Origin of the sequence: Amycolatopsis albispora (genome assembly GCF_003312875.1) — a bacterium.
Lineage (GTDB): Bacteria > Actinomycetota > Actinomycetes > Mycobacteriales > Pseudonocardiaceae > Amycolatopsis > Amycolatopsis albispora.
Window position 1 is genome coordinate 4,264,447 of sequence record NZ_CP015163.1, and the last position, 16,046, is coordinate 4,280,492.

Consider the following 16,046-nt stretch of genomic DNA (forward strand, 5'->3'; position numbering starts at 1 on the left):
GTCCCGGGTTTGTCCGCAAGCTGCCGTCGAGCCCTTCGCGGGCGCCGGAGACCCTAGAGTTGTTGGTGTGCGGACAAAAACGCTGTGGCCGCTGGGCCTGTTGCTGCTTGCCGGGTGCTCGGCGGAACCGCCGGAAAGCGCTTCGGAGACCGCTGTGGCGAGCCCGGCCCCCGTGGAACTGACCGCCGCCAACGGCCGCGACTACCCCGCCTGCGCCGACGGCAACTGCGAGGTGCTGGTGTCCGGCCCGGTCGAGATCGCGCTGAGCGGGACCGCCGGGATCACGAAGCTGGTGGTGCGGGCGGTGGAGGGCAACGGGATCCGCTTCGAAACCCAGGGCGACGGCACCAGTTCGGGCAGCCTGTCGACCAACTGCGTGTCGACCTTCTACGAGAACGGCAGCGGTTCGAGGTGCAGCACGGGCGCGCAGCCGGCGCCCGAGCCGACGGACGGTGTGGTCGCCATGCAGCTCGCGGAAGTACGTGACGGCACCGCGATCCTGCGGGTGGTGTCCGGCAAGCCGGGCCCGCCCCCGGCCTCGCTGGCGCCGCGCATCCCCACCTTCGAAATCCCGAAACCGCCGTTCGCTGGTTGACCTCAGCGGTTCAGCAGGAGGGCCGCGGCCCGGTTGAGCACGTCGGCGCGGGTGCGGCCCTGGTGGTCCGCGACCAGGAAGTGCTCCCCGATCGCCACGCAGAAGGCCAGCGTACTGCGGGCTTCCACCTCGTCCGGGTCGTCGCAGAAGGTGCCGATCATTTCGCGCAGCAGGTCCATGCGCCGGTTGTCCACGCGCCGCAGGCGGTCCGCGACCGCCGGGTCGCGGCGTGCCCAGTTCCGGACGGCGAGATCGATGGGCAGCAGCCGGTCGCTGGAGAAGGTCAGCATGCCGGCCCGGTGGGCCTTCTGCTTCGGATCGCCGCCCTCGCGCTCGATCCGGTCGAGCACCTCGTCCGTGCTTTCGCGCTCCCAGGTGTCGAGCATGGCTTCGAGCAGGGCGCCGCGGTCGGCGAAGTAGCCGTAGAAGCCGCCTTTGGTGACCCCCAGCCGTTTGGCCAGCGCCTCGACGCGGACGGCGTCCACCCCGTCGGCCGCCAGTACCCGCAGTCCTTCTTCGACCCACCGGTCGCGCGGTGTGCGTGCCGCACCCACGACGTGTGTCACCTCACCCTCGATATACGCACCCGTATAAACCGGGCTAGCCTAGTTCTATACGCCATCGTATAGAACGGAGTGGCCATGAAACCCCACGAACTCGCCGGGGACTTCCGCCTTGAGGACGTGTGGGCGGTCGGGGCGATCCACACCCCCGGCGCCGGACCGGACGACTTCCCCGCGGTGCTCGACGCGATGCTGGGCCTCGACGAGCCCGGAACCCAGCGCGACCACGTGCCGTCGGACCTCCGCGCCGCCACCCCGGTCTACCGGACCGCCGACGAATGCGTGCTGGAACTGCCGAACCGGACCGTGCACGCCGTCGTGCACCTCGGCTGGGTCCCGGCCGAGCAGCAACTCCGGATGGCCGTGCTGGTCAAGCCGAACGGCCTGCTCGGACGGCTGTACCTGGCGGCCATCACGCCGTTCCGCCATCTCCTGGTATTGCCCGCCTTCACCCGTCGCTGGGAGAACGCCTGGCTCACGGCCACCAGCCCGCTGCCCGGCGCGCACTACGCCGACTCGTTCAGCCGCTCCGTCGACGTGACGGCCACCGCCGAGCAGTGGGCTCGCGCGCTCTTCGGTGACGTGCCCGGCCCGGCGGAAACCCTGATCTGGCGCGGGTTCCTGGGCCTCCGGCTCAGCCGTGGGGCGTCACCGGAGACCGTCGCGGGCTGGCGCATCGTCGAGCGCGGCGAGCACCGGATCCGCCTGGAGGCGCGTTCGTGGTTCCTCACCGGCAATCTCGTCGTCGAAGCGAAGGACGGGCGGCTCACGCTGAGCACCTACCTGCGTTACGACCGCCGCCTCGGGCGGGTGGTGTGGCCGCCGCTGTCGGCCGTGCACCGCTACCTGGCGCCCGGCCTGCTCCGCGATGCGAAACCCCGGCCGATCAGCGCTTGAGCGTGAAGGTGAAGTCGGCGGAGACCTTTCCGGTCAACCGGACCGCCGACACCACCTTGCCCACCGCGATCAGCCGCTCGACTTCCGCCCGCGAAAGACCGCAGCCTTCGGCGATCAACCGCACGGGCCGGACCGGGATCCGCGCCGCGAAGCGAACCAATACGTCGATCACCTCTCTTTCTTGGTGGTCCTTGTCGCCGGTGTCCAGGCGCCAGGCTCTGCCCCAGTCGAGCGCGACGCGGTTGCGGCGCAGCAGGGCCGGATCTTCGAGCAGTTCGGCCGCCAGGGTGGAATCGTTGTCGTGCAACCGGTTGAGCAGTTCGGGAGGCACGGAACGCACGTTCACCCGTTCCAGGACGGTGAGCTTCGTGGTGTCCCCGCAGCCGGTGCAGCACGCGAGGAGCCAGGCGTCGAGGAGCTTGTGGTTGGCGTTGACGCGGAACTTGCCGTCGACCCGGAAGCGGCCGGACGCGCAGGCATGACAACGGCGGAGCACGATGGGCAGGCAAGTGGGTACGACAACCCAGGTTTTGCGCACAGAAGTACACCCGTTTCGGTGAGAAGACCGCAGCAGAACCACGCACGGCGCACAAACGCGACGCGCGGCGAATCAGCGCTTGGGAACTCTCACCCGAGGTACAACGGCACGTCCTTTGCCTGGACAACTCGACCAGCCGCACGGTAACCACAACCCTCGGTGCCGCTCCACCGCTTTTTCAGGGGGCGCCAGTCCGCGCTGCTCGGTCCTTTAGGGACCGTCGCGAAGCGACAGTCAGAAGTGGACCGGTGACACACGCCGCGACCAGCAGAATGCCCACCGCGACGGTGAGCCCGGCGGTGGTGGTGGCGCTGACCGCGATGGTGTTGAGCAACGCCACACCGAGCGCGGCGCCGAGTTGCTGGGAGGCGTTGTAGGCAGCCGACGCGGCGCCGATGTCGTGCCCGCGCGTCCCCGCGGTGGCCAGGCTGGCCGTCGGCGGCAACACGCAGCCGAGGCCGAGTCCGGTCAACACCAGCGCGGGCACCAGCGCCGAAAACCAGACCAGCACCCCAATCCCGGCGGCGGCCGTGAGCAGTCCCGGCACGATGAGCACCACCGGCGGGACCCGGCCGAGCAGCCGTCCCGCGATGAGCATCGAGCCCGCCAGCGCCGCCGTTGCGTTGATGATCAGCACAAGCCCGGCCTCCACCGGCGAATATCCGAGCTCGGCCTGCGTGTGGTAGCTCATGAAGAGGTAGAAACCGAACATTGCGACGAACAGCAGCGTGACCGCCAGGAACGCACTCGCGCGGGCAGGGTCGGCCAGCACACGCATCGGCAGCAGCGGCCGAGGGGCCCGGCGCTCCACCGCCACGAACCCGGCCAGCAGCAACCCGCCGAAAGCCAGGAGCGCCACCACCACCGGCGAGCCCCAACCGCGGGCTTCGGCCTCGGTGAACGCGCATACCAGCGCAACGAACCCGGTGGCGCTGAGCACCGCGCCAGGCAAGTCGAGCCGCCCGCGATCGCGCACTGGCCGCCCGAGTTCGCCGCCAGATCGCTCCCGCTCGCCATCCAGCCGCCTGCCCTCACCCACCGACCGCACCCGCTCGCCGTCAACTCGCCCGCCCTCGCCAACCGACCGCGCCCGCACGCCACCCGGCCGCCCGCGCTCGCGCACTGGCCGCCCCAGATCACCGCCGGACAACCCACGCTCGCCACCTGGCCGCCCCCGCACGCCATCCTGCCGTCTACGTTCGCCGCCCAGCCGCACCCGGTCGCTGACCGGCCGCTCCCACTCGCCATCCAGCCCCCGCTCGCCAGCCGACCGGTCCAGTTCGCCGTCCAGCCGCTCCCCCTCGCCAACCGGCCGGTCCAGTTCGCCATCCAGCCGTCCGCCCTCGTCGTCCGGCCGGTCCCGTTCGCCGACTGGTCGCGCCTGCGGCACCAACCTCACCGCGAGGGCGGCGCCCACCGCCACCGGTACGTTGATGTACAGGCACCACCGCCAGCTCGCGTACTCGGTCAGCACCCCACCCGCGATCAGCCCGACCGCCGAACCCGCCGCGCCCACCGCCGCGAAGACGCCGAAAGCGCGCCCTCGGTCCCCCGCGTCGGTAAACGTGGTGGTGAGCAAAGACAAACCGGCCGGTGCGAGCAAAGCGGCGAACAAGCCCTGCAGCGCGCGGGCGCCGAACAGCACCGGGGCATTCTCCGCAGCGCCACCCAGTGCCGAAGCGGCCGCGAAGCCGAGCAGGCCGAGGGCGAACGCGCGGCGGTGGCCGAGCACCCCGCTGATCCGGCCGCCGATCAGCAACAGCCCGCCGAAGGCCAGCGCGTAGGCGGTGATCGCCCACTGCCGGTTCGCGTCGGTCAGGCCGAGCGCCTGCTGCGCCGAGGGCAGCGCGATGTTCACGATCGTGCCGTCGAGCACCACCAGCAACTGGGCCGCGCTCACCGCGAGCAGCGTCCACCACCGGTTTCTTCCGCGGTTTCCGAAATCCATGTGCTTCAGTGTTTCGTTGAATCCACCCCGGAAAGTTTTCCGCGCCGGTCCAGGGAATCCGTCCGGCCAACCCTCAAACCGCGCTTGAACCCGGGCGCTCGCGGAGTACAGTTCTCCCCAGGTGCGCCGGGAAGCCTGGTCGGCAGTAGCTCTCCACTGCTGTCGGAAGGACGACCATGAGCACCGACGCCATCCGCACCAGCGCGCTGACCAAACGATTCGGCGCCACCGTCGCGGTCGACGGGCTGTCCATTTCGGTACCGCCCGGTGAGGTGTTCGGCTTTCTCGGCCCGAACGGCGCCGGGAAGTCCACCACCATCCGCATGCTGCTCGGGCTGATCCGCCCGTCCTCGGGCAGCGCCACCATCTTCGGTGACCACGCCGCCGACGTCCGCCGCGCGCACCGGCACCTCGCCCACGTGCCCGCCGACGTGGCGCTGTGGCCGAACCTGACCGGCGCCGAGATCCTCGCCCTGCTCGGCCGGATCGGGCCACCACCGGACCTGACCTACCGCGCCGAACTCGTCGAGCGGTTCCAACTCGACCCCGGCAAGCGCGCCAAGGCCTACTCGACCGGCAACCGGCAGAAGGTGGCGCTGGTGGCGGCGTTCGCCTGCCGCGCCCCGCTGCTGGTGCTCGACGAACCGACCAGCGGCCTCGACCCGCTGATGGAACGGGAATTCCGGCGTTGCGTGGTGGAAGCCCGCGAGCGCGGTCAGGCGGTTTTCCTCAGCTCGCACCAGCTCGCCGAGGTGGAGGCCGTCTGCGACCGGGTCGGCATCCTGCGCGCTGGCGAGCTGGTCGAGGTCGCGGGAATCGCCGAACTGCGCCGGATGCGCCGCACCGAAGTGGAGATCGGCTTCACCGGGCCACCACCGGAGCTGGCCGGGCTGCCCGAGGTTTCCGGGATCGAACGGCTCGACGGCTCGCGGCTGCGGTTCTCGCTCAGCGGACCGCCCGCGGCGACGCTGCGGGAACTCGCGGACAGCTCGGTGACCTCGATCAGCATGCGAGAACCCAGCCTGGCCGAGATTTTCCTGGACTACTACGGGGATGGAGCAAACCGGTGATCGGCCTCGCGGTCCGCCAGCTCCGGTTCGGCGCGCTGGTCGTGCTCGCGGTCGCCGCCGGGATGTCCGCACTGGTCGCCGCGCAGTACCAGAGCACCTTCGCCGGCGTGCTGGACGGCGGCGCGCTGCGGGCGCTCGCCGCCAACCCGGCCATCCGTACCCTTTTCGGTGAGCCGGTCGCGCTCGACGACCCCGGGGGCTTCACCGTGTGGCGCACCGGAACGCCGCTCGCCGTGCTGGTCGGCATCTGGGCGATTCTGACCGCCACCCGGCTCACTCGCGGTGACGAGGACGCCGGGCGCTGGGAACTGCTGCTGTCCGGCCGGATCACCGCCCGGCGGCTGCTCGCCGGGCGCCTCGCCGTACTGGCGGTGGCCGTGGGGCTGATCGGCGCCGCGGTGACCGTCGCGCTCATCGCCACCGGGACCGCGGTTGCCGGTGCGCTGGTGCACGGCGCCGGGATCGCCGGGCTGGGCTGGGTTTTCGGCGCACTGGGCCTGCTCACCGCCCAGCTGCTGCCCTCGCGGTCACCGGCCAGCGGCGCGGCGGTGGCCGTGCTGGGTGCCGCGCTGCTCGCCCGGATGATCAGCGACGGCACCGATGTGCGCTGGGTGCAGTGGTTCACGCCGTTCGGCTTGCAGGCGCGGCTCCAGCCGTATGCGGGAAACGACGCCGGTCCGCTGCTCGTGCTCATCGCCTTGGCCGTCGTTTTTGCCTTCGCTGCGATGTTTATCGCGGGCCGCCGTGATCTGCGTGGCGCACCATGGGCGCTGGTCGCGGAACGACGACCGCGCACCCGGCTGCTGCGGTCGCTGCCCGGATTCGCCCTGCGCCGCGGGCTGCGGCCGTGGCTTGCCTGGCTGGTCGCCGTCGCCGCCTACTACGGCCTGATCGGCCTGCTGACCATCTCGATCAGCCGCTTTCTCACCGAGAACGCGCGGTTCGCCGAGCTGGCCGCGGGCGCCGGTTTTGGCGGCCTCGGCTCGGCCACCGGGTTCGCGGCGGCGATGTTCAGCCTGCTGGCGATCCCGGCCGGGATGTACGCGGCGGTGCGGATCGGCTCCTTCGCCGAGGACGAGACGAGCCGCCGCGCGGTGCTGTTGTTCGGGCTGCCGTTCTCACGGATCCGGTTGCTCGGCAGCGAACTCGTGGTGGTGGCGGCCGGAACCCTGGTGCTGGTCGCCGGTGCCGGGGCGGCGTTGTGGGCCGGTGCCGCCGCCGTCGACGCGCCGCTCGGCTTCGGTGCGGCGTTGTCCGGCGCCCTGAACATCGCGCCGATCGCGCTGCTTTCCTTGGCAGCGGCCGTGTTCGGCCTCGGCTGGCTGCCGCGGGCCGCCGTCGCGCTCGGCGCGCTGCCCGCGGCGGGCGGCTTCCTGTACCAGGTGCTCGCCCAGAGCGCGGGCGTCACCGGATGGCCGCTCGACCTCACACCGTTCGCGCACATCGCCGCCGTGCCCGAAACCACGCCGGACTGGCCGGGTCTCGCCGGGCTGCTCGCCGTCACCGCGCTGCTCGTCACAGCGGGCGCCGTCGGCTACACCCGGCGAGACCTGACCGTCTGAACCAAAAACTCAGACCAGGTCGAACCGGTCCGCGTCCATCACCTTGCTCCACGCGGCGGCGAAGTCGCGGGCGAACTTCTCCTTCGCGTCGTCGCTGGCGTAGACCTCGGCCACCGCCCGCAGCTCGGAGTTCGAGCCGAAGAGCAGGTCGACCCGGCTGCCGGTCCACTTGACCTCACCGGTGGCGCGGTCGCGGCCCTCGAAGGCCTCGCCGTCCTCCGAAGTGGACTTCCACTCCGTGCCCATGTCGAGCAGGTTCACGAAGAAGTCGTTGGTCAGCGTGCCGGGAGCCGAGGTGAACACACCCTGCGTGGACTGCTGGTAGTTCGCGCCCAGCACGCGCAGCCCGCCGACCAGCACGGTCATCTCCGGCGCGCTCAGGTTGAGCAGGTTCGCGCGGTCGACCAGCAGGTACTCCGACGGCAGGCGGTTGCTGCCCTTGCCGCGGTAGTTGCGGAAACCGTCGGCCGTCGGCTCCAGCGGCGCGAACGAGTCCGCGTCGGTCTGCTCCTGCGAAGCGTCGGTGCGGCCCGGCGTGAACGACACCTTCAGCTCGACGCCCGCGTCCTTGGCGGCCTTCTCGACCGCGGCGACGCCGCCCAGCACGATCAGGTCGGCCAGCGAGACCTTCTTGCCACCGGTCTGCGCGCCGTTGAACGCGGCCTGGACGCCTTCCAGCGCCTTGAGCACCTGCGCCAGGTTGTCCGGCTCGTTGACCTCCCAGCCGCGCTGCGGCTCGAGGCGGATGCGCGCGCCGTTGGCGCCACCGCGCTTGTCACTGCCGCGGAACGTCGAAGCCGACGCCCACGCGGTCGAAACCAGCTGCGCCACCGACAGCCCCGAGTCGAGGATCTTCGCCTTGAGCTCGGCGATGTCCGCGTCGTCGACCAGCTCGTGGTCCACCGCGGGCACGCGGTCCTGCCAGATCAGCTCCTCCTGCGGCACCAGCGGCCCGAGGTAGCGCTGGATCGGGCCCATGTCGCGGTGGGTCAGCTTGAACCACGCCCGCGCGAAGGCGTCCGCGAACTGCTCCGGGTTTTCGTAGAACCGGCGCGAGATCTGCTCGTAGACCGGGTCGAACCGCAGCGCCAGGTCGGTGGTGAGCATGCTGGGCGCGCGGTCGAGCGCACCGGACTCGGGGTCCGGCACGGTGCCCTTGGCGGCGTTGTTCTTCGGCTTCCACTGGTTGGCGCCGGCCGGGCTCTTGGTCAGCTCCCACTCGTAGGTGAACAGGTTGTGGAAGAACCAGTTGCTCCACCGCGTCGGCGTGGGGCTCCAGGTGACCTCCAGCCCGCTGGTGATCGCGTCGCGGCCCTTGCCGCTGCCGAAGGTGTTCTTCCAGCCGAGGCCCTGCTCCTCCAGCGGCGCGCCTTCTGGCTCGGGGCCGACGTACTGGTCGGGGTCGGCCGCGCCGTGGGTCTTGCCGAAGGTGTGGCCACCGGCGATCAGCGCGACGGTTTCCTCGTCGTTCATCGCCATCCGGCCGAAGGTCTCGCGGATGTCGCGCGCCGCGGCCAGCGGGTCCGGGTTGCCGTTCGGGCCCTCGGGATTGACGTAGATCAGGCCCATCTGCACCGCGGCCAGCGGGCTTTCCAGCTGGCGGTCACCGCTGTAGCGCTCGTCGCCGAGCCAGGTGCGCTCGGGGCCCCAGTACACGTCCTCGTCCGGCTCCCAGACGTCGGCGCGGCCACCGGCGAAGCCGAAGGTCTCCAAGCCCATGGTCTCCAGCGCGCGGTTGCCCGCGAAGATCATCAGGTCGGCCCAGGAGACGCTCTTGCCGTACTTCTTCTTGACCGGCCACAGCAGGCGGCGCGCCTTGTCCAGGTTTCCGTTGTCCGGCCAGCTGTTCAGCGGCGCGAAGCGCTGCATGCCCGCGCCCGCCCCGCCGCGGCCGTCGTCGATGCGGTAGGTGCCGGCGCTGTGCCACGCCATGCGGATCATCAGCGGGCCGTAGTGCCCGAAGTCGGCGGGCCACCACTCCTGGGAGCTGGTCAGCAGCGCGTCCACGTCCTTGGCCAGCTCGTCGAGATCGACCGTGGCGAAGGCCTTGGCGTAGTCGAACTCCTCGTCCATCGGGTTCGCCACGGCGCTGTGCTTGCGCAGGATCTTCAGGTTGAGCTGGTTCGGCCACCATTCACGGTTGCTCCCGCCTTCGGTGGGGTGCTTGAAGCGCCCGGCCGAGACCGGGCAACCGCCCGCGCTCTCCACGTTCATCTCGCCAACAACGGCGTCGGGGGTGTCAGACACAAAAGTCCTTTCGGGATGGGGTTGGGCGTGCTCAGGACTTGAGCGCGGTGGAGCAGTCGGGGCAGGTGCCCCAGTAGATGACCTCGGCCTCGTCGATGGTGAAACCGTGGTCGTCCGACGCCGTCAGGCAGGGCGCGGAGCCCGCCGCGCAGTCGACGTCGGCGATGGCGCCACACGACCGGCACACGGCGTGGTGGTGGTTGTCCCCGACCCTGGCCTCGTACCGCGCCACCGAGCCGGGTGGCTCGATGCGCCGCAGCAGGCCGGCCGTGGTGAGCGCGCGCAGCACGTCGTACACCGCCTGGTGGGAGACGGCGCCGAGGTCCGCGCGCACGGCACCGATGAGCGAATCGGTGTCGGCGTGCGGGTGCTCGTGCACGGCGGCCAGCACCGCCAGGCGCGGACGCGTCACGCGCAGCGCGGCCTCGCGCAGCAGGCGCTCGAAGTCCGAGGTCGTGGGCACCGGCGCAGTCTTGCGCATTTTCTTGAATGAATCAAGATGACGCGGCGGTGCGTTCGGTGAGGGTCGCGGCGGCGGAGCCGACCCGCGACAGCGCGTAGGCGACGAGCTCCGCCTGCCGCGCACCGGGCCTCCGCGGGGAAGGCACCTCCGGCAGCCGCGTCCAGTCCACAATGGAGGGCCGAGGGCCGGCGGCGGCGGGTGCGCGCACGATCCCGGCGGGCAGCGTCACACCGTAGTTCTCGGCGAGCACCACGAGCCGGTCGAGCAGTTCCGGGTGCACGCCGGGGGTGAGCGCGGCCAGCGCGCGGATCACCGCGCCGGACTCGTCCAGCAGGTGCTCCACAATGGACAGCTGGATCGCGCGCTCGGCACGCAGGGTCGCGAGGTGGAGCGCGGGCACCCCGGCAGGCCACCAGGTCTCCGCCCAGTTCAGCTGGGCGACCGCCCGGCACGCCACGCGCACCCGCCAGTCACCGCCGACGGGCACGGTCACCTCGGTGGCCCCGGCGAGAATGTCCTTCGTGGCGCGGCCGTAGATCTCCCACAGCCATTCGGACGCGAGTTCGGGGTCGTGCACCCTGGCCGCGGGGATCGGGCTGTCGGCCAGCACGTCCCACGCCAGCACCGCCCCGGAAACCACCAGCCGGGCCGCCGACTCCGGCCGCCGCGGCCACTCACCGACAACGAGGTCGCCCGCACGCGACACCCTCATGCCCCGGCCTCCCGCTCCACACCACCCGCACCGATCGCGCTGGTCAAGGATGACCGATCGCGGCGGGGCGTCAAGCGAATCCGGGGACCGGACCGCGTTCACCGGACCGTTCCGGGGAAAAGGACCCGTTCAGCGCACCCGCGCGAGCACGAGCCGTGACCAAAGCCCGGGTGCCGCCCCCTCGGACAGCCGAACGCTTACTCGGCCTTGGCGTCCGTTTCGGGGTCTTCACGCCATTCCAGCCCGGCTTCCGCCAGCAGGCCGTCGAAGATGGGGGTGTCCGGCAGCAGGACCTCCGCGGCCGTCATGACGCGGTCACCACGTCGATGATCTGGTCCGCCCGCACCCAGTGCGGTTCGCGGTCCGCCGCCTGCTCCCTGGCCCGGACCGGGACCCAGGTGGTTTCGGTGTAGTTGTCCACTACGGCTTTCCCCGCGACTTGCCCTTGCCGGCAGAGACGCCGCCGTTGCCCGGGTGCTCCGCCTGCGAGGTAGGTGACTTGGTCCCCGACTTCGAATGAGCCTTCTTCTTGCGCTTCGCTCCCCACGCTTTCCCTCCTCCGGTCTCCGGCGCCGATCCCGCCTTTGCATTACCGCACTTCTCGGCGGCACACGCCGCCGAGCCCCGCCCAGACCCCTCGGCAGGGTGAAGATCAACGGCCGGTTGTGCCACCTCGTGGGAAGACGGCACCCGTGGACCGGCGATGCGCACCGGCTCGGCGGTGGAGAACACCGCATCGGTCACCACTTCGGGCGCGGGCAGGGCCACCACCTCCGACGAGGGGGGCGGGACGGGCGCGTGGTGCGGCACGGGCGCACCGGTGACGGCCACCACCGCCGCCGCCACCGCGGCCACGATCTTGCCGCCGCCGGTCATCCCGGCGGAGATGGGCACCACCAGCGCGCTCGCGTTGCGTCGCGCCAGCGCCGGGCGCAGTTCGAGATTGGCCTCGGTGAGCCCGGCGGCGACCGACCGGCACGGCCCGCAGCGGTCGAGGTGCGCGACCACCCTGGCCGCCCGGCGCACCGAAAGCGCGCCACGCACCCAGGCCGCCATTTCCGGGCGGACCAGCCCGCAGTCGGGCTTGCTGCTGTCGGGCACCTGGACCTGGAGGTACGCGCGGCGCAGCCCCTCCCGCGCCCGCATCGCCAGCACGGCGACACCGTTCGGCGAGACCCCCAGCATCGGCGCCAGCTCGGCGGCGGGCGTGCCTTCGACCTCGGTGTGCCACAACACCGTCCGCCAGCGGCCGGGCAGCGTGCAGAAGGCCGCCCAGGCGATACCCGCCTGCCACCGCCGGACCGTCACCTCGTCCGCGGCGGCGGCCGGCGTGGCCTGCTCCGGGACCTCTCCCCACAGGTCGACCTTGGCCTGCCGCCGCTGCCAGCTGACCGCCAGGTTCCGCATGGTGACCAGCAGGTACGGCCACATGTCCTGCTTGGGCCCGGCCCCCGAGCGCACCGCGATCAGCACCCGGACGAACGCCTCGGCGACCAGGTCGTCGCAGTCGGGGGAATCCCCGGTCCAGCGCATGGCGGCGCGGCGCGCGGCGGCGCCGTGGCGGCGGAACAGCACGTCGCACGCCCCGAAGTCCCCGTCGCGGACGGCGGCGAGCAGCACTTCGTCCCGCTCGCCGTCCAGAGGCGGTTCCCACATGGCCTTAGCTCCCGGGTAGGCAGTCCCTTCACCGGTGCCGACTCGCCACCCCCGGCCCCATGACGCGAAATCGCCCATGAGATCCAAGTCACACTCGCCGGCACCGTCCGCGACAGCCTAAGCGGGGCCGCTCCTCGCCGTGATCACAACGGGGTCAGCAGATCTTCCGCAGTTCCGCCTTGACCCCGGTGGCGGTGTAGAAACCGAAGGCGAAGCTGTCGGAGCTGCCGGTGTCCTTCGACTTCACCAGGTCGTCCCCGCTCCTGGAGAAGGTGAACTTGGCGCGGACCAGGCAGCCGTCCGTCTCCAGGTCGGTGACCCTGCCGGTGACCTTCCGCGTGCCGCCGTCCTGGCAGACCGAGTAGGTCACCTTGCCCCAGCCGGCGGGTGGCTGGATGCGGTAACCGCCGATGCACTTGGCCTCGGCGGTTTCTCCGGCGGTGGCGGGCACGGCGGACAACGCCAGCGCCATGGCGGCACCACCGGTGACCGCGGCGACACGACGGGCGAACTTCATCGGGCACACACTCCTTTTTGTCCGGTTGACCCGGCCAGCATCGGCGAGCGTGCTTTCACCGTTCTTTCGTCAGCGGGAAACCGGGCGCCGCCCCGGCCGCGCCCACCACCAGCAGCGCGATCCTCACCGCACCTCGTCGGCGGCGCCGAGGTGGATGCCCAGCCCGCTCCGGCCGGCCGCCAGCGAGGGCCGGAGATGACGGTCGGCATCGTAGTCGCCGTCAGCCAGCGCGCGGTACGGAAGCGGGCTCTCCCCGTCGATTCCGGCGAGGCGGGTGCGCAGCCGGTCCACCTCGTGGCCGAAGCGGTCCCAACCGGGCCGGTCGGTGCCCGCGACCAGGTGCGGCCGGAGCGGCCGCATGCCGGTGTACCAGAAAATGCCGTGCAGGAACGGAAAGAACAGCTCGCCGGCCTCGCCGTTGATCCCGCGCGGGTCGAACGCGGTCTCCCGGTCCCCGGCGGTGATCACCACCAGCGCGCGCTTGCCCGCCAGGCCGCCATCGCCGTACTTGCGGGTGCGGCCCGACGCGTCCTTGAGGCCGAAGGCGAAGCCCTTGACGAAGACCCGGTCGAACCAGCCCTTGAGGATCGCGGGCATTCCGTACCACCACAACGGGAAGTGGAACACCACCAGTGAGGCGCGGCGCAGCTTTTCCTGCTCGGCCACGATGTCCTCGGACAGCGAACCACGCGCGTACGCCTCGGCGGACTGGTCGGCGATCGGCAGTTCCGGGTGCGCCGGCGTGCCGAAGTCGCGCGCGGTCACCGCCGCGTTCCAGCCCATCGCGTAGAGGTCGGAGGTCAGCACCGCGTACCCGTTGTCCGCCAGGGTTTTCGCGGTGACCTCGGCGAGGGCGGCGGTGAGCGAGCGGGCGGCGGGATGCGCGGTGACCAGGAGTGCGTCCATGCGTGGAACGCTAGGAATGAACTACGCTTCGAACAAGTACGCACATTCTCGGCACATACTGACACTTCGGATAGTGAGGAGCTGGGATGCGTGATCCGGTGCGGGCGGCGCTCGCCGTGTGCCCCGTCGAGGTGTCGATCGCGGTGCTCGGCGGGGCGTGGAAGCTGAGTGCGGTGCGCTACCTGCTCGTCCGCACGCACCGCTTCGGCGAACTCCAGCGCGCGGTCGGCGACGTCACCCCGCGAACGCTCACGCGTGCCCTGCGTGAACTCGAAACCGACGGCATCGTCAGGCGCACCGTCTATGCCGAGGTGCCACCGCGCGTCGAGTACTCGCTCACCGAGCTGGGCGAGTCGCTGCGCCCGATCGTCGACTGGCTCGAAAAGTGGGGCCACGACTACGTGAACGCCACCTGAACCGGCCTCAGACCGTCTCGAAGTTCGCCATCATGCCCATGTCCTCGTGCTCGGCGTTGTGGCAGTGGAACATGAACCGACCGCGGTAGCCGTCGAACTTCGCGATCACCTCGACGGCTTCGCCGGGCCGCAGATCGACGGTGTCCTTGCGGCCCGCGTCGTAGGGGCCCGGCGCTTGGCCGCCGCGCGAGAGCACGCGGAAGTCCACCAGGTGCAGGTGGATCGGGTGGTGCAGATCCGCGACGAACCGCCAGATCTCCACGTCGCCGAGCCGCGGGCGGGCGTCGATCCGGGACGGCGAGTACGGCTCACCGCTGATCGTCCAGCCGTGCCTGCCGCCGACCATGCCGCCACGGAAGGAAAAGTCGCGCGTCACCGTCGCCTGTGCCCGGTCGAGCGGCTCGATTTCCGCCAGGCGAGCCGGGATGTGGCTGTCGTCGGTCGCGCGCCGGGTGACCCGGAACCGCATCACGGACGCGGTCGTGCCGGTGCCGAGCCGGTTGACCAAGGTGACTTCGGTGCCCACCGGATAGGCGCCGAAGTCGACCACCAGGTCGTACCGCTCGGCGGGCGCGATCGGCACGTGCTCGTGGGCGCGCGGCGCGTCGAGCAGGCCCTGGTCCGCGCCGATCTGGGTGAACACCGGACCGGCCGGCGGTGGCGGGTCGAGCGCGAGGTCGTACCGGCGGGCGTTGGAGGCGTTGAGCACGCGCAGCCGGTGCCGGGTCGCCGAAACCTCGGCCACCGGCCACGGCGCGCCGTTGACCAGGATCACGTCACCGAACACGCCTTCGACGTACGGCTCCTCGACCCCCGGCACCGAGGTCAGCGACGGGTCGATGGACGGGTAACGCAGGGAACCGTCGGCGGCGAAGGCCCGATCGGTGATCACCAGCGGCAGTTCCCGCTCACCGCGTGGCAGCGGCAGCGCGTCCTCCTCGTCGTCGCGGACGAGGTGCAGCCCGGCGAGACCGCGGTAGACGGCCGGGCCGGTGAAGTCCATGCGGTGGTCGTGGTACCAGAGCATGGCTGCCTTCTGCCGCAACGGATACACGTAGTCGCGTGAGCCGTGGGAGATGAGCGCCGCCGGGTCGTGCATCAGCGCGTGCCCGCCGTGCGCGTGGGGTGCGGACCCGGCGGGCAGCACCAGGTCGGTGGCGTAGCCGTCGTGCTCCGGCGGGGTGTGGCCGCCGTGCAGGTGGACCACGGTCGGCACCGGGAGTTCGTTGTGGTGCTTGACGATCGTCGTGCGGCCGCCGCGTGATTCGATGGTCGGCCCGGGGAAAGTGCCTTCGTAGCCCCAGATCGGCGTCTGCACCCCGGGCAGGATCTCCGCGACGGCCTGCCGCTGGACGATCTCGTACCGGTCGGCGTCCGCGTCACGCGCCACCGGCGCCAGCACGGCCGGGATCGGCAGCGGCACCCCGAACGGCGCGGGCAGCGGCAGCTCGCTGGTGAGCTGCTCGCCGGTGGCCGCCGCGGTCCGGAACCACCGCGGTGCCACCAGCCCGGCGGCGACCAGCGCGCCCGCGCCGCCGGTCAGGCCGAGGAACCGGCGCCGGGACAGCCCGCTCATCGCGGCGCCCGCCAGCTCGCGACCGCCATCACCGCGGCGAGCGCGGCCAGCGCCACGCCCAGCGGGACGTGCAGGTCCAGCGCCCCGTCCAGCCCGGCGGCGTACTGCCCGGTTTCACCGAGGACCAGCAGCACGCTGCCCCAGAACGGCCACCGCACGCCGGTCCGCCGCCAGAGCAGCGCCGTCGGCACCAGCTGCGCCAGTCCGATGTAGAACACCACGTCGGCGCCGAGCGCGTGCAGCGCCAGCATGTCGTAGTCGCCGAACAGGTAGCTGCCCGCGAAAACCGGCTGCAGGAAGATCCCGGCCGCGTGTGCGGTGACGAACGCGCGAACCACCCCCAGCACGGTTCTCCCGCGTCGCTCGACCGCCACGGTCAT

16 protein-coding genes are annotated in these 16,046 nt (G+C 71.4%); 5 read left to right on the top strand and 11 right to left on the bottom strand.

Features of this window, described 5'->3' with window-relative positions; all coding sequences use genetic code 11:
- Nucleotides 1-67: 67 nt before the first annotated feature.
- Nucleotides 68-595 carry a hypothetical protein gene (locus tag A4R43_RS19860; RefSeq protein ID WP_236809134.1) on the top strand — a complete coding sequence of 176 codons (528 nt, stop codon included), beginning with the start codon at nucleotides 68-70 and terminating at the stop codon, nucleotides 593-595.
- Between the two features lie 2 nt (nucleotides 596-597).
- Here A4R43_RS19860 and A4R43_RS19865 read toward each other — a convergent pair whose 3' ends face one another.
- A complete protein-coding gene (locus tag A4R43_RS19865; protein WP_113693705.1) occupies nucleotides 598-1,161 on the bottom strand; it encodes a TetR/AcrR family transcriptional regulator in 564 nt (187 codons plus the stop codon).
- A 75-nt stretch (nucleotides 1,162-1,236) separates the two neighbouring features.
- Between A4R43_RS19865 and A4R43_RS19870 the strand changes: the two genes are divergently transcribed.
- Nucleotides 1,237-2,055 carry a DUF2867 domain-containing protein gene (locus A4R43_RS19870; protein WP_113693706.1) on the top strand — a complete coding sequence of 273 codons (819 nt, stop codon included), beginning with the start codon at nucleotides 1,237-1,239 and terminating at the stop codon, nucleotides 2,053-2,055.
- Here the strand turns inward: A4R43_RS19870 and A4R43_RS19875 are convergent.
- Nucleotides 2,045-2,635 carry a DUF1062 domain-containing protein gene (locus A4R43_RS19875; protein WP_236809136.1) on the bottom strand — a complete coding sequence of 197 codons (591 nt, stop codon included), beginning with the start codon at nucleotides 2,633-2,635 and terminating at the stop codon, nucleotides 2,045-2,047. The two genes, A4R43_RS19870 and A4R43_RS19875, sit on opposite strands and share 11 nt — an antisense overlap.
- 136 nt (nucleotides 2,636-2,771) lie before the next feature.
- Nucleotides 2,772-4,541, bottom strand: coding sequence for an MFS transporter (locus A4R43_RS19880; protein WP_236809137.1), 1,770 nt, complete (start codon nucleotides 4,539-4,541; stop codon nucleotides 2,772-2,774).
- 176 nt (nucleotides 4,542-4,717) lie between these two features.
- On the opposite strand from A4R43_RS19880, the gene A4R43_RS19890 reads away from it, so the two are divergent.
- Both A4R43_RS19890 and A4R43_RS19895 read left to right on the top strand, forming a co-directional pair.
- Nucleotides 4,718-5,611: an ABC transporter ATP-binding protein gene (locus A4R43_RS19890; protein WP_113693708.1), complete on the top strand. Its 894-nt coding sequence runs from the start codon at nucleotides 4,718-4,720 to the stop codon at nucleotides 5,609-5,611.
- The gene (locus A4R43_RS19895; protein ID WP_113693709.1) at nucleotides 5,608-7,173 is read left to right on the top strand and encodes an ABC transporter permease; all 1,566 of its coding nucleotides are present in this window, start codon (nucleotides 5,608-5,610) and stop codon (nucleotides 7,171-7,173) included. The genes A4R43_RS19890 and A4R43_RS19895 overlap by 4 nt, the downstream gene beginning before the upstream one ends.
- Nucleotides 7,174-7,182: 9 nt before the next feature.
- Here the strand turns inward: A4R43_RS19895 and katG are convergent, their stop codons facing one another.
- From katG to A4R43_RS19930, 6 genes are all read right to left on the bottom strand, one after another.
- Nucleotides 7,183-9,420 (bottom strand): catalase/peroxidase HPI, encoded by a 2,238-nt coding sequence (gene katG, locus A4R43_RS19900; protein ID WP_113693710.1) that lies wholly within the window; start codon nucleotides 9,418-9,420, stop codon nucleotides 7,183-7,185.
- Nucleotides 9,421-9,451: 31 nt separating this feature from the next.
- Nucleotides 9,452-9,901: a Fur family transcriptional regulator gene (locus A4R43_RS19905; RefSeq protein ID WP_269467512.1), complete on the bottom strand. Its 450-nt coding sequence runs from the start codon at nucleotides 9,899-9,901 to the stop codon at nucleotides 9,452-9,454.
- 13 nt (nucleotides 9,902-9,914) lie between these two features.
- The gene (locus A4R43_RS19910) at nucleotides 9,915-10,595 is read right to left on the bottom strand and encodes a hypothetical protein (RefSeq protein ID WP_113693711.1); all 681 of its coding nucleotides are present in this window, start codon (nucleotides 10,593-10,595) and stop codon (nucleotides 9,915-9,917) included.
- A gap of 420 nt (nucleotides 10,596-11,015) precedes the next feature.
- Nucleotides 11,016-12,251: a sigma-70 family RNA polymerase sigma factor gene (locus A4R43_RS44635; RefSeq protein ID WP_113693713.1), complete on the bottom strand. Its 1,236-nt coding sequence runs from the start codon at nucleotides 12,249-12,251 to the stop codon at nucleotides 11,016-11,018.
- Between the two features lie 154 nt (nucleotides 12,252-12,405).
- Nucleotides 12,406-12,768, bottom strand: a complete 363-nt coding sequence (locus A4R43_RS19925; RefSeq protein WP_113693714.1) for a hypothetical protein — start codon at nucleotides 12,766-12,768, stop codon at nucleotides 12,406-12,408.
- 123 nt (nucleotides 12,769-12,891) lie between these two features.
- A complete protein-coding gene (locus tag A4R43_RS19930; protein WP_113693715.1) occupies nucleotides 12,892-13,674 on the bottom strand; it encodes an NAD(P)H-dependent oxidoreductase in 783 nt (260 codons plus the stop codon).
- A gap of 86 nt (nucleotides 13,675-13,760) precedes the next feature.
- On the opposite strand from A4R43_RS19930, the gene A4R43_RS19935 reads away from it, so the two are divergent.
- Nucleotides 13,761-14,090: a winged helix-turn-helix transcriptional regulator gene (locus A4R43_RS19935; protein WP_113693716.1), complete on the top strand. Its 330-nt coding sequence runs from the start codon at nucleotides 13,761-13,763 to the stop codon at nucleotides 14,088-14,090.
- 7 nt (nucleotides 14,091-14,097) lie between these two features.
- Here the strand turns inward: A4R43_RS19935 and A4R43_RS19940 are convergent, their stop codons facing one another.
- Both A4R43_RS19940 and A4R43_RS19945 read right to left on the bottom strand, forming a co-directional pair.
- Nucleotides 14,098-15,666 carry a multicopper oxidase family protein gene (locus A4R43_RS19940; protein WP_113693717.1) on the bottom strand — a complete coding sequence of 523 codons (1,569 nt, stop codon included), beginning with the start codon at nucleotides 15,664-15,666 and terminating at the stop codon, nucleotides 14,098-14,100.
- Complete coding sequence (locus tag A4R43_RS19945) at nucleotides 15,663-16,046, bottom strand: hypothetical protein (RefSeq protein ID WP_113693718.1); 384 nt, start codon at nucleotides 16,044-16,046, stop codon at nucleotides 15,663-15,665. The genes A4R43_RS19940 and A4R43_RS19945 overlap by 4 nt, the downstream gene beginning before the upstream one ends.

Bases quoted from the DNA above. Each gene is read 5' to 3' on its own strand.
- A4R43_RS19945 (WP_113693718.1), bottom strand. From the start codon at position 16,046: ATGACCGTGGCGGTCGAGCGACGCGGGAGAACCGTGCTGGGGGTGGTT.
- A4R43_RS19870 (WP_113693706.1), top strand. From the start codon at position 1,237: ATGAAACCCCACGAACTCGCCGGGGACTTCCGCCTTGAGGACGTGTGG.
- A4R43_RS19930 (WP_113693715.1), bottom strand. From the start codon at position 13,674: ATGGACGCACTCCTGGTCACCGCGCATCCCGCCGCCCGCTCGCTCACC.
- A4R43_RS44635 (WP_113693713.1), bottom strand. From the start codon at position 12,251: ATGTGGGAACCGCCTCTGGACGGCGAGCGGGACGAAGTGCTGCTCGCC.
- A4R43_RS19890 (WP_113693708.1), top strand. From the start codon at position 4,718: ATGAGCACCGACGCCATCCGCACCAGCGCGCTGACCAAACGATTCGGC.
- A4R43_RS19925 (WP_113693714.1), bottom strand. From the start codon at position 12,768: ATGAAGTTCGCCCGTCGTGTCGCCGCGGTCACCGGTGGTGCCGCCATG.
- A4R43_RS19910 (WP_113693711.1), bottom strand. From the start codon at position 10,595: ATGAGGGTGTCGCGTGCGGGCGACCTCGTTGTCGGTGAGTGGCCGCGG.
- A4R43_RS19940 (WP_113693717.1), bottom strand. From the start codon at position 15,666: ATGAGCGGGCTGTCCCGGCGCCGGTTCCTCGGCCTGACCGGCGGCGCG.
- A4R43_RS19935 (WP_113693716.1), top strand. From the start codon at position 13,761: ATGCGTGATCCGGTGCGGGCGGCGCTCGCCGTGTGCCCCGTCGAGGTG.
- A4R43_RS19880 (WP_236809137.1), bottom strand. From the start codon at position 4,541: ATGGATTTCGGAAACCGCGGAAGAAACCGGTGGTGGACGCTGCTCGCG.
- A4R43_RS19905 (WP_269467512.1), bottom strand. From the start codon at position 9,901: ATGCGCAAGACTGCGCCGGTGCCCACGACCTCGGACTTCGAGCGCCTG.